We start from the raw sequence: 13,998 nt of genomic DNA on the forward strand, positions 1-13,998 counted from the left end.
TGAAAAATAATATGATAAATCATACTACAAAATATTCAACTCGATGCATGATTATGTGTTGCAAAAGCATCTTTCTAAAAACAAAAGGAACATGACGTAAAAATAGTATCTATATTTTTAATAAAAGTCCTTTTGAAACACAACTCAAAAGGACTTTTTTAATACTTGAAAATCAAACAAATGCAAAGCTTTAGAACAGAAATAGAAAACCCGATTGTCGAAAAAGACATCATCGAATTAGAACAAAAAATTCGCCAATTCAAAGAAGGAAAAGTAGACGAAGAAAAATTTAGAAGTCTTCGTTTAGCTAGAGGTGTATATGGTCAGCGTCAACATGGTGTACAAATGATTCGCATCAAACTTCCTTATGGAAAAGTGTCAAGCGCACAATTGCACAGAATTGCTGATGTTGCAGATGAATATTCAACAGGAAGATTACACATTACAACACGGCAAGACATTCAAATTCATCATGTAAGCTTAGATAGAACACCTGAACTTTGGGCACAACTAGAAAAAGATGATATCACATTGCGTGAAGCTTGTGGAAACACAGTACGAAATATCACAGCAAGTGAAACCGCAGGAATAGATATTGACGAACCTTTTGATGTTTCGCCTTATGCAGATGCAACATTCAAATTCTTCTTGCGAAATCCAATCTCACAAGAAATGGGAAGAAAATTTAAAATCTCTTTCTCGACAACAGATGCAGATACGGCATTATCATACATTCATGATTTAGGATTTATAGCGAAAATTGAAAATGGAATTCGTGGTTTTAAAGTGTTATTAGGTGGCGGATTGGGTTCACAACCGAGACATGCAGATGTGTTATATGAATTTTTAGCTGCGGATGAAATTATTCCATTAATAGAAGGAACGTTGCGTGTATTTGATCGATATGGAGAACGTGCTAAAAGAGGAAAAGCACGAATGAAATTCTTAGTCAAAGATATAGGTTTAGAAGCATTTGCAAAATTGATAGATGCAGAACGAAAAGCATTGTCACAAACTAAAGTTGTAATAGAAACGGCTGCATTTGAAGTTGCACCAACATTTCAAGAGTATTCAGTTGAAACAGTAACAATTGAAGATGAAGCAGCTTATCAAGCTTGGAAAACAACAAATGTCATTCCTCAAAAACAAAAAGGATTAGTTGCTATCGGAATTCGAGTTCCTTTAGGAGATTTTTATACAGACAAAGCACGATTGTTAGCAGACTTAATCAAGAAGTATGCAGCAGATGAATTACGATTTACATTACGTCAAAACATACTCATTCGTCATGTTCGAAAAGCATTTATTCCATTTTTTTATCAAGAATTAACAAAACTAGGGTTTACACAAACTGGTTACAATAAACTGGTAGACATTACAGCTTGTCCAGGAACAGATACGTGTAATCTTGGAATTGCAAGCAGTACAGGAATTGCAACAGAGTTGGAAAAAGTAATTGCGGCAGAACATCAAGAATTCATTACCACAAAAGACATTACCATAAAAATAAGTGGTTGTATGAATGCCTGTGGACAACACAACATGGCAGAAATAGGTTTTCAAGGAATGACCATAAAAGCAGGAAAACTTGTTGCGCCAGCATTGCAAATATTACTAGGTGGCGGTATTTTGGGAGATGGAAAAGGTCGTTTTGCAGACAAAGTATTAAAAATTCCTAGCAAACGCGGACCAATAGCATTGCGTCAAATCTTAAATGATTTTAAAGCGAATGAAACTGAGAATGAATCTTTCTCAGACTATTATGAAAGACAAGGAAAACCGTATTTCTATAATTTATTAAAACCATTATCTGATAGTACTGAACTTCAGCAAGATGATTTTATTGATTGGGGAAATGAAAAACCATATGTAAAAGCGGTTGGTATTGGTGAATGTGCCGGAGTTGTTATTGATCTGATAGAAACATTACTATTAGAAAGTCAAGAAAAAATAGAAAACGCTTCAGCTGCATTGCGCAATCAATTATACAGTGATAGTATCTATCATACCTATGCTGCCATTGTAAATTCAGCGAAAGCGTTATTACTTTCTGCACAACAAAAAACAAACTCGCATGCAACGATTATCAATCAATTTGATGCCGTATTTGTGGAAACTAAAAAAGTGCAATTGCCTGATACTTTTGCAACATTCATATATCAAATTAAACAAAATGAACCGACTGAAGTATTTGCGAAAAGCTATTTAAAAGATGCAGTTTGGTTTTTACAACAACTTAAAACCTACAGAAAGGAGGAACTAACACATGCATAAACCAAAACTAACAATATTAGGAGCTGGACCAGGTGATCCAGAACTAATTACGCTAAAAGGAGTAAAAGTATTAAAAGCTGCAAATGTAGTATTGTATGATGCATTAGTCAATAGAGAATTATTGGAGTACGCGCCAAATGCAATTCACATTTTTGTGGGAAAACGAAAAGGATTCCACAAGTACAGTCAAGATGAAATCAACGAACTTATTGTGAAAAACGCCAATGAATTTGGACATGTAGTTCGTTTAAAAGGCGGCGATCCATTCATATTTGGACGTGGCGCAGAAGAAATTGAATATGCAAAACAATACGGACTAGAAACAGCTATAGTTTCTGGAATAACATCTGCGATTGCGGTTCCTGCACACTTAGGAGTTCCACTAACAAAACGAGGTGTTTCTGAAAGTTTTTGGGTAATCACTGGAACAACTTCGGCGCGAAAACTATCATCAGATGTTGCCTTAGCGGCGAAATCTTCTGCAACTGTTGTCATTCTTATGGGAATGGGAAAACTATCGGAAATAGTAACACTATTTAAAACGGAAGGAAAACACAAAATTCCAGTTGGAATTATTCAAAATGGAACAACAAACAATGAAAAGTCAGTTTTTGGAACAGTCGATTCAATTGTGGAAAAAGTAAAAGACAAAAACATTTCAGCGCCAGCGATCATAGTCATTGGAGAAGTTGTAAATGAAGCTACAAGGCAAATTAAGAGTTATGAATCAATCAATAAAAACGCTTTTCCTCTGAGAAAAGTTATATAAAGTTATGGACAAAAATGAACTATATCCGATATTTTTAAAAGTAAATCAACTGAATGTACTTATTGTTGGTGGTGGCAATGTTGGTTTAGAAAAATTAAGTTTTTTACTGAAATCAAGCCCTAATGCAAAAGTATCATTAGTGGCACCTTTTATAAAAGAAGAAATCAGAACATTAGCAGAAACACATCAAACAGTAATACTTATAGAAGATGTGTATGCCAAAGAATATTTAGATGAAAAACACATTGTAATTGCGGCAACTGATGATCAAATGGTAAACTTGAATATATTCTTAGAGGCAAAACAAAGAAGTCTATTGGTAAACTTGGCAGATCAACCACAATACTGCGATTTTTATTTAGGCGGAATTGTAACCAAAGGAAATGTGAAAATTGCAATTTCCACCAATGGGAAATCACCAACGACAGCAAAACGTTTACGTCAGTTTTTTGAACAAATTATTCCAGAAAGCATCAACGAACTTGTGCAAAATTTACATGTGTATCGAAAGAGGCTTAAAGGCGATTTTGAATACAAAGTTGATACATTAAACGAACTCACAGAAACACTATTAGACAAAAAATAGTCTCAATACTCAATACTAAATTTCAATACTTAATATTAAAATGATACAAACAGATATACTAATAATAGGCGCTGGGCCAACTGGTCTTTTTACTGTCTTTGAGGCAGGATTATTAAAACTAAAAACACACTTAATAGATGCGTTGCCACAACCAGGTGGACAATGTTCTGAAATTTATCCTAAAAAACCAATCTATGACATTCCAGGATTTCCAGAGATTTTAGCAGGAGATTTGGTGAAAAACTTACTAAAACAAATAGAATCGTTTGAACCTGGATTTACCTTAGGAGAACGTGCAGAAACTTTAGAGCGCTTGGAAGATGATACGTTTGTTGTAACCACAAATAAAGGAACAAAACATCAGGCGCCAGTAGTTGTTATTGCTGGTGGATTGGGTTCTTTTGAACCAAGAAAACCACCAATTGCAGGAATTGAAAAATATGAAGACAAAGGAATTGCGTATATCATTCGAGATCCGGAAGTATATCGTGACAAAAAAGTAGTCATTGCTGGCGGCGGCGATTCAGCGTTAGACTGGTCTATTTTCTTAGCAAATGTAGCTTCAGAAGTAACACTTGTACATCGAAGAAGCGAATTTCGTGGTGCTTTAGATTCTGTAGAAAAAGTGCAAGAACTCAAAAATCTAGGAAAAATTAATCTAATTACGCCTGCGGAAATTACAGATTTGCATGGAGAAGGTGAACTTTCAGGAGTAACGATTACAAAAAAGGGAGAAGAGCCAGAACTTTTAGAAGTAGACCATTTCATTCCACTATTTGGACTCTCTCCAAAATTAGGTCCACTAGGAAATTGGGGATTAGACATTGAAAAAAATGCAATCAAAGTAGACAATTCATACGATTATCAAACGAATATTCCGGGCGTATATGCTATTGGTGATGTAAACACGTATAAAGGAAAATTGAAGCTTATTCTTTCAGGATTTCATGAAGCTGCTATTATGTGTCAAAGTGCATATCAACGTATCAATCCAGGTAAAAAATATGTAATGAAATACACTACGGTTTCTGGTGTAGAAGGTTTTGATGGTTCTAAAAAAGAAGCAAAAAAAGAAATAGTACAAGCGATATATTAATTAATGTGTTCTTGATAAGTATGGTTATGAATGATTTTAGTTATATAAAATGAGTGTTAAGTATGGGAAACCCGTAATTCATGTTGAAGAATAAATTTTAACTTATTGATTATTAATCTTAAAACATTAAAAATCATGAAAAAAAAGAATCTAAAAAGTTTAGCCTTAAACAGAAAAACAATCTCTAATCTTGATATATCAAAGAACACAGGAGGAATTGCTAGAACTGAAATATGTCCCTTAACAATAGTGCATATTAATGGCGGAAACATTTGTATTCAAAGTGTTGAATGTGTTCTAACTGAAAAGAATTGTGCAAGTATAATAATAACATGTATTACACAAACAGAGTTTCCTACATGTAGAAACTGCGAATAATTAGAACCGAAAATACTAGAATCATGAAGAAAAAACAATTAAAAAGCTTATCGCTCAATAGAAAAACAATCTCTAATCTTGATGCATCAAAAAATAAAGGAGGAAACACGACAAATTCTGTATTGGTATGTATCCGAACTTTTGTAGATGCAAATGGTGTCAATATCTGTCTTAGGACACTCGATTGCCAACGAACACAACAAAAAGAATGTGTAAGTGTATTTATAGATTGTATCACACAGACAGAATTTCCTACATGTAGAGACTGTGCATAATTAAAACCAAAATAACAAAACCATGAAAAAAAGAAATCTTAAAAGTTTACAACTTATCAAAAAAACAATTTCAACATTTACACAACAAAAAACACAAGGAGGCTTACCTCCAGATCGTACTTTTACACGTTGTTACTTGTGTAACTTACACTAATATTAAAAAGTGAGCTTCGGCTCGCTTTTTTTATTAAAAAGAAATTTTTTGTATGAAATTAGAAAATTTCCTTAAGATTAATTATTTTTTACGGAAAACCGTAAACGTCTTATATGTAGGAGGGTAGAAGGGGTTTTGATTTAAAAAAACGACGTTCATTTCGGTGAAGTGTTTGAAAATAAGGTTGAAATGCAGTTTTCTAAAGTTAAATGAAAAGATATATTTTTTAATTTTAAAAAAACAAAATAGCCCTATTACCCGAACCCTAAACCCTACCAATCTATGAAGTTCCCCTTTTGGATGACACTCTTAGTTGTGTGTCTTTTTTATGTTGATGCTACAGCACAATGTGCTGGAATAAATAGAGTACAATGTACAACAGCGGCTCCTACTGTTGTAGGAAATAGTATTAGTTGTACGCCACCTCAAAATAATGGAGGCCGCAGAAATTTCTTAATTACAAATATGATTGCTGGTGCTACATATCGTGCTTCAAATTGTGGCTCTGGATTTGATACGCAGATGACAATACGTGATTCTGGTGGAACTTCCGTAGCATTCAATGATGATAATGGTCCTGCATGTACTACTAGTACAGAAGCTTCCATTGATTTTACTCCAACGGTTACTGGCGATTACAGAATTCACTTAAATAGATATGATTGTGCAACAACAAACAACCTTAACGGAGATATTGTTGTAACATTGATTACAAGTGCTCCAAGTACTGGTCCTGCAAATGATGATTGTGCCAATGCAACTTCATTAAGTGTAAGTCCAACAAGTACATGTGTAACGCTTACTGCGGGTGATTCTACAAGTGCTACACAAAGTATTACTGCAATTAGTTGCGGTGGTTTTACAGGGAATGCAGATGATGATGTTTGGTACAGCTTTGTAGCAACAGCTACAAGTCACGATATAACAGTAAGTCCAGGAACCATAAATGATTTAGTAGTAGATTTACGATCTGGAGCATGTGACGGAACTAATATAGATTGTGCAGATGGAACAACAGGAGGTAATGACGAGGTAATAAATGCTACAACATTAACAATTGGAGCTACCTATTATGTTCGTGTATACAGTTATGGTAATGCTGGAAATGCAGGTACTTTTGATATCTGTGTGACTACACCAATAGTTGTACCTCCAAATGATGATTGTGCAAATGCTATTGCATTAGGCGTAAGTCCTACAGATACTTGCGTTACAAGTGCAACAGGAACAACAGAAAATGCTACACAAAGTATTGCAGGGATTACTTGCAATGGAACCGCAGGAAATGCAGATGACGATGTATGGTATAGTTTTGTAGCGACTGCTTTTGAACATGACATTACAGTAACCCCAGGAACATTAGGTAATGCAGTTATAGATTTAAGATCTGGTGCTTGCGATGGAACAAATATAGACTGTGCCGATAATACTGGAGGCTCAAACGCAGAAGTAATAAACGCAACTGGGTTAACCTTGGGAGCTACATACTATGTTCGTGTATACAGTGCAGGAGGTGCAGGGCAAGTAGGAACCTTTGATATTTGTGTTACAACACCACCACAACCGCCAATAAATGATGACTGTGGTAATGCAACAGCGTTAACTGTAAGTGGAACAACATGTACAACAAGTGTTTCAGGAACCACAGAAAATGCTACGCAGAGTTTGGCTGCCATAAACTGTGGAGGTTCTACAGGAAATGCCAATGATGATGTTTGGTATAGTTTTGTAGCTACGCAAGCAAATCATGATATTACTGTAACGGCAGGAACACTAACAAACGCAGTCATAGATTTACGCTCAGGAACATGTAACGGAACAAATGTAAGTTGTGCAGATGCTACCACAGGAAGCAGTTCGGAAGTGCTTAATGCAACAGGTTTATCTATTGGAACTACCTATTATGTTCGCGTGTATAGTTTTGGAGGTTCAGGAAACGAAGGAACATTTGATATTTGTGTCACAACACCAATAATTCGACCTTCAAATGATGATTGTGCCAACGCAACTTCATTAGCCGTAAGCCCTACAACAACTTGTGTTACAAGTGCCTCAGGTACTACAATAGATGCTACGCAAAGTATTACCGCAATTAGTTGTGGTGGATTTACTGGAAATGCAGACGATGATGTTTGGTATAGTTTTGTTGCAACAGCCACAGATCACGATATTACAGCAACAGCAGGAACCATAAATGATCTTGTATTAGATTTACGTTCAGGCGCTTGTGATGGAACTAATATTACTTGTGCAGATGGAACTACAGGAGCTGGTACAGAAGTCATCAATGCAACAGGATTAACAATAGGAACAACATACTATGTACGTGTGTACAGTTATGGCAATGCAGGGAATGCAGGTACATTTGATATCTGTATAACAACGCCGTCACTTGTAAATTGTACACCTACAACAGATTCTCCTGATGAAAGATATATTGATACAATAAGTTTTTTAGGTACACTAGAAGATGTTACCAATGCAGGAACTGGATTTAGTAATGGTTATCAAGATTTTACAGGATTGCCAACACTATCTCGACAAGTAGAAGGAGAAGGAGTAAACGTATATGTAGAAGCAAACTTAAGAGGTAGAATCAAAGCTTGGGTTGATTGGAACAAAGACGATATATTTGATTTTACAACAGAAGAAGTATATGATTCTGAAGACGTAGCAACGACAACAGTAACCTTTGGTTTTGTAATTCCATTAGGAACTGCAATAGGAGATTACAAAATTCGAATTAGAATTTATAACACTGTAAGTGATGATCATGTCTACGATTTTACACCTTGTGAAAATTTTGTAGATGGAGCGCCTTCTGACCAAATTGGAGAAGCTGAAGATTACCTATTTACAGTAGAACCGTTTTGTGATGCCTTAATTACAAGTGTAACAGGTGGAGAAACTTGTGGTACTGGAACAGTGGATTTATCCGTAACAGGAACTGGGACGCCATCGGTTACAGAATACAGATGGTATGATGCGGAAACTGGCGGAAACTTAGAAGGAACAACACTCACTGGAAACTGGACAACACCTTCAATAAGTACTACAACTACCTACTATGTAACAGCATTCAATGGAACTTGTGAATCATGGGTGCGTGAACCAATTACTGCACAATTCAATCCTGTGCCAGCACTAACAGTAACGCCCGATGTGCCCGAAAGAGTAGTCTGCGGAGAAAATGATATGCTACAAATATCTGCTGCAGGTGATATTGACGACGTATTCCTAATTGATGAAGATTTTGAATCAGGAACTTTAGGTGCGTTTACAAATGTGATTCTCAGTGACAATGGTACAACAATAAACAATCTTACGGCATGGCAAAACCAAACGAGCACATTCATTCCTGCCGAACAAGTATGGTTTCCTGCAATATCGTCAGGATTTGGAACTGATCAATTTGTCATCAGTAACTCAGATGTTGGAGAAGATGGATTTGGAACTCCCTATACAACGGACAATGCGTTGCAATCAACCACTTCATATGATACTACCGACTATGTAAACCTTACTCTAAGTTTAGATTGTTATTATTCACACTATTTAGCCGATGGTGTTGGTGCTACGGACGATTACTTAGCGATAGAAGCTTCTACGGATGGTACCAACTGGACAGCTGTTACACCAAATATTGTTGTGGATGTAGGAATTGGAACAAAATTTGAAACGCTTTCATACGATCTAACAGCATATATAAACGAACCAACACTAAGTGTAAGAGTACGATTTTATGGAGTTTGGGTAGATGGAGTTGCAGTCGATAACATTAAACTATTTGGAGACAAAGATGTAAGTGTTGTAGATTGGACCACGTCACCATCAGGTATAGTAGATTTATTTATAGACACTACAAATGACGGAATAGGAGATACTCCATATGTTTCAGGAAGTTATGCTACAGTATATGCAATGCCAACATTGGCACAATTAGAGCAACCATCATATTCATTTACTATCAACGCTAACTTATCTAACGGATGTGGAGCGGCAAGTTATGATTTCGATATTACAAACAATACACGAGTATTCGACAGTGGTGTTGATGCTTGGGGCGTAGCATCAAATTGGGCACAAAATTTAGTTCCAACATCAGACGATTGTGTCATCATAAAAGACAATGGTCTAACATTTGATACGACGATTTCAGGAGCAGCACTAGCAAAAAATATAACTATAAAAAATGGCGCACATTTAGAAATGTCGTCGTCGTCGTCACTAACAGTTACAGATTGGATTACAGTAGAATCAGGAGGAACATTAAACATAAACGATAGTGCAAGCCTAATTCAAGTCACAGACGTAACCTCTAACAACAATACTGGAAACATCAATATGAATAGAGCAGTTACAGGTCTCAATAGTACTGATTACATATATTGGTCAGCTGCAGTAGAAGGATTTGATATTGCAAATGTTTCACCTGGAACACAACCTTGGTACATTTACCGATGGATTCCTTCGGTAGTTGGTAATGGTGTAGGTGAATATGGAGAATGGCAAGGCGCTTCTGGAACTATGGGAGCAGGAAGTGGCTATATCATAAGAGGAGTATCAGGAACTTCTGTTGCAAATACAGCCGAATTTGTTGGACGCCCAAATAATGGTGTGATCAACACGGCAGTTACAAGAGGTTCATATACAGGAGTAGACTATCCTGGATACGGATCAACAATGGCAACGAACTTAGATGATAACTGGAACTTAGTAGGAAACCCATATCCATCAGCGATATCTGCGGACGCATTTATTACTACAAATTCTTCCATAATTACAGACGATACAAATCCAGGAACAATTACAGGAACAGTATATCTTTGGAGACATTTAAGCTCGCCAAGTGACGCATACAGCGATCAGTTTTACAGTAACTATGCGTATAACTATAATGAAGACGATTACATTCAATACAATAGTACAGGATCAAACCCTGTAGGTTTCAATGGCAACATTGCAGCGGGTCAAGCATTTTTTGTGCTCATGGATGATGCAGCACCAGCTTCGTCAACCATCGAATTCAATAACTCAATGCGTGGAGTTGCCTATACAAATGATCAGTTTTACAGGCCAAATACTGACACTTCAATAGGTCAAATAGAAAATACACCTATCGAAAAAAATAGAATTTGGCTAGACATTATTGCATCAAATAATACAGCAACATCAACACTAATTGGATACATTGAAGGAGCTTCTAATGACAGAGATGGACTTTTTGATGGAGACAATCTAAGTAGTGCTAGCTTGCAAATTTATTCAATGTTAAATGATGAAAAAATGTCTATTCAGGGAAGAGCAGTACCATTTCAAGATTCAGACATTATACCATTAGGAATTAAAACAGGAGAAACTGGTAACTATTCAATAGCTATCAATGCTGTTGATGGACTATTCGAAAATACAAGTCAAGATATCTATTTAGAAGACACATACACTGGAACAGTACACGATTTACGCACAACACCATACAGTTTTTCTACAAGTAAAGGAACATATGAAGATCGTTTCGTACTTCGATATATTGATAACAGTACACTAGATACAAGTGAGTTTGAATCCAACACAGGAATTGTAATCTATACGGCTAACAATCAAATTAAAATTAATTCAAACAACAATCAAATAGAAGACATTATTGTGTATGACATTTTAGGTAAACGATTAATACAAGTAAAAGATGTCAACCAAAACAATTACAACATCACACAATTAAAACCAACATACAGTCCATTAATTGTAAAAGTAATGCTTCGTAATGGAAAGCAAAAAATACAAAAAGTCATTTATTAAGCGGCAAGTAGGTTAAGGCGTTAAAATATGGAAATCGCAATTAAATGGCTTTTTTTTAAAATATTAATTATACAATAAAAAGGTGAAAAAAAAGCTTTTTGCAGCAATGCAAGAAGCTTTTTTAATTATAACCAAAACTCAAAAACCTAAAACAGAATCACATATAAATACGGGTTGTTAAATACAAAAGGTTCACTTACTTTTATGCAAAATAAAAACGAGCATGCAAGCCAATACCATCAAACAACTTTCAACAGTCATATTAGAAAACCAATCGAACCCTTCAAAAGCTAAAGAAGCTATCGATGAAGTACACAAACACTTTCTTGAAATAACAGATATAGCTAACATCGATAAAGGTTTTCAAAATGTGTCAGCTGTTCCAACAGCAAGCGGAATGGCAATATCATTAAACCATGCTGCTGCTTGTTTAATAGATTACCAAAGAACCTCAAAATTCCTAAAAGGAATGGTATCGCTCATTCATGAGAAACAACAACAGCATCCAAACGAAACCATTAATATATTCTATGCAGGTTGTGGACCATATGCACCATTTGTAACCTTAGTAGCACCATTATTTAATCCAAAAGAAGTGCAATTTTCAGTATTAGAAATCAATTCAGCTTCCATAAAACTAGCCGAAAAACTAATCAACGAACTTGGATTGTCTGCATACGTAAATACATATCATACGGCTGATGCAGTAACATTTCAAATTCCTGATGCAAAAAAATATCATATCCTATTCAGTGAAACTTTAGATGCATTGCTCTACCGAGAATCATATGTGCCAATCTTGTGGAATATGTTGCCGCAACTATCAAAAAACTGTGCAGTAGTTCCAAACAATGTTATAGTACAAGCAAGTTTAACATATCCAAAACAAGAAGGAGAAGATGTTAAAAAAGAAAAAGAAGCGGTTGTTATACTAGATGTTCGTGAAGCTGTAAAAATCAATGATGGAAGCAAATCACTACCAGAATCATTCCCATCTATAACAATAAACATAGGCGGTGAAGAAAAATACAGCACAATGATTGTGGATACCAAAGTACATGTACACAACGATATTTGGTTAGACAGAAATGAATCATCACTCAGCATTCCGTTCGAAATGGAAATTGCATATCCACTAGATGCGCCAAATGTGAACTTTTTCTATCAACTAAAACCATCTGTTGAACTCAAATTAAAGAATTAAACAAATAACTAAAACGTTATCGTTTAAAAATCATCACAAAATACTTGCATCTTCTTAAAGGAAGCCGTTAATTTGTGTAAAATAGTTCATACCTATACTGATAGTTATCAAGAAAGGCAGAGGGATTAGACCCGATGAAGCCTTAGCAACCCTTTACACATAAAGAAGGTGCTACATTCTACTGCGCAAGCGGATAGATAACCAAAGAGAAATTCTCGTTATTTCCTCACACTTTTTTGATACACATTATTTATTTGGGCGTTACCCTAACGGGTCAGGCTATTCGCTATATCTTTTTTTTAAAAAAAGGATGTCGCTACTATCCTTAACGCTGAAGTTTTCATGAAAATGAGAAACTCTAAGAACGAAGAAAAAGAAAACATTCATACTGTCATTCCTGCGCAGTCAGGAATCCATACGTAAAAGAAGAAAAGAGAAAATGAAAAATATCTGGAACGAAATAGAAAAAAGAATCCTAGTCCTCGATGGCGCTATGGGAACCATGTTACAAGCGTATAAATTTACGGAAGCCGATTTCCGTGGCGAACGTTTCAAAGACTATGCAACACCATTACAAGGAAACAACGATTTACTGTCCATCACGCAACCATATGCTATCAAAGAAGTACATGCGAAGTACTTTGCAGCCGGAGCAGACATTGTAGAAACAAATACATTCTCCGGAACTACCATTGCTATGGCTGACTATCAAATGGAAAACTTAGTCTACGAACTCAACTTTGAATCGGCAAAAATAGCGAAAGAAGTCGCAGACGAATTCACAAAAAAAGAACCACACAAACCACGTTTTGTGGCAGGTTCTATAGGTCCAACAAACCGAACGGCAAGTATGTCTCCAGATGTAAACGATCCAGGGTTCAGAGCCGTAACTTTTGACGAATTGCGCATTGCGTACAAACAACAAACGGAAGCACTATTAGATGGTGGCGTAGATCTATTACTAGTAGAAACTGTCTTCGATACGCTCAATGCAAAAGCAGCACTATTTGCCATTGAAGAAGTAAAAGCAGAAAGAAACATTGAAGTGCCAGTAATGTTAAGCGGAACAATTACAGATGCAAGTGGGCGTACACTATCTGGTCAAACTGCTGAAGCATTTCTAATCTCTGTATCACACATTCCATTACTATCGGTAGGATTCAATTGTGCATTAGGAGCAAACCTATTACAGCCGCATTTAGAAGCCATTGCTAACAAAACGGACTTTGCAATCTCAGCGCATCCAAACGCAGGATTGCCAAATGCTTTTGGAGAATATGACGAATCGCCAGCAGAAATGGCAGCACAAATAGAAGAATATCTAAAAAAGAATCTCATCAATATCATTGGTGGTTGTTGCGGAACAACGCCCGATCATATTACAGCAATTGCTAATGTTGCAGCAAAATATGAACCACGTAAAATGGTTGTTAGTTCATAATTTTATTTAGGAAAGTTAAAAG

At 35.9% G+C, this 13,998-nt stretch carries 10 protein-coding genes and 1 riboswitch; all 10 genes read left to right on the plus strand.

The features are described 5' to 3' along the window. Positions 1-180: 180 nt before the first annotated feature. The 10 genes from ACUUYC_RS11725 to ACUUYC_RS11770 all read left to right on the plus strand — a co-directional run bounded on the left by ACUUYC_RS11725 (position 181) and on the right by ACUUYC_RS11770 (position 13,976). Positions 181-2,274 (plus strand): HEPN domain-containing protein, encoded by a 2,094-nt coding sequence (locus tag ACUUYC_RS11725; RefSeq protein WP_474266029.1) that lies wholly within the window; start codon positions 181-183, stop codon positions 2,272-2,274. Further along, positions 2,267-3,043, plus strand: a complete 777-nt coding sequence (cobA, locus tag ACUUYC_RS11730; RefSeq protein ID WP_474266030.1) for a uroporphyrinogen-III C-methyltransferase — start codon at positions 2,267-2,269, stop codon at positions 3,041-3,043. Before ACUUYC_RS11725 ends, cobA begins: the two co-directional genes overlap by 8 nt. Before the next feature lie 4 nt (positions 3,044-3,047). Further along, positions 3,048-3,629, plus strand: coding sequence for a precorrin-2 dehydrogenase/sirohydrochlorin ferrochelatase family protein (locus ACUUYC_RS11735; RefSeq protein WP_474266031.1), 582 nt, complete (start codon positions 3,048-3,050; stop codon positions 3,627-3,629). 40 nt (positions 3,630-3,669) lie between these two features. After that, the gene (locus ACUUYC_RS11740; RefSeq protein ID WP_474266032.1) at positions 3,670-4,725 is read left to right on the plus strand and encodes an NAD(P)/FAD-dependent oxidoreductase; all 1,056 of its coding nucleotides are present in this window, start codon (positions 3,670-3,672) and stop codon (positions 4,723-4,725) included. A gap of 135 nt (positions 4,726-4,860) precedes the next feature. Next, positions 4,861-5,103, plus strand: a complete 243-nt coding sequence (locus ACUUYC_RS11745) for a hypothetical protein (protein ID WP_474266033.1) — start codon at positions 4,861-4,863, stop codon at positions 5,101-5,103. A 23-nt stretch (positions 5,104-5,126) separates the two neighbouring features. Next, positions 5,127-5,378, plus strand: a complete 252-nt coding sequence (locus tag ACUUYC_RS11750; protein WP_474266035.1) for a hypothetical protein — start codon at positions 5,127-5,129, stop codon at positions 5,376-5,378. A 22-nt stretch (positions 5,379-5,400) separates the two neighbouring features. Then, on the plus strand, positions 5,401-5,532 hold the full coding sequence (locus tag ACUUYC_RS11755; protein WP_474266037.1) for a hypothetical protein: 132 nt from the start codon (positions 5,401-5,403) through the stop codon (positions 5,530-5,532). Positions 5,533-5,814: 282 nt separating this feature from the next. Continuing rightward, positions 5,815-11,331 (plus strand): GEVED domain-containing protein, encoded by a 5,517-nt coding sequence (locus ACUUYC_RS11760; protein ID WP_474266038.1) that lies wholly within the window; start codon positions 5,815-5,817, stop codon positions 11,329-11,331. Positions 11,332-11,554: 223 nt separating this feature from the next. Continuing rightward, positions 11,555-12,535, plus strand: a complete 981-nt coding sequence (locus ACUUYC_RS11765; protein WP_474266039.1) for an SAM-dependent methyltransferase — start codon at positions 11,555-11,557, stop codon at positions 12,533-12,535. Between the two features lie 101 nt (positions 12,536-12,636). Beyond that, positions 12,637-12,739, plus strand: a riboswitch (SAM riboswitch). A 235-nt stretch (positions 12,740-12,974) separates the two neighbouring features. Next, positions 12,975-13,976 (plus strand): homocysteine S-methyltransferase family protein, encoded by a 1,002-nt coding sequence (locus ACUUYC_RS11770; RefSeq protein ID WP_474266040.1) that lies wholly within the window; start codon positions 12,975-12,977, stop codon positions 13,974-13,976. Positions 13,977-13,998: the final 22 nt, after the last annotated feature.

The organism is Kordia sp. E (genome assembly GCF_056033805.1).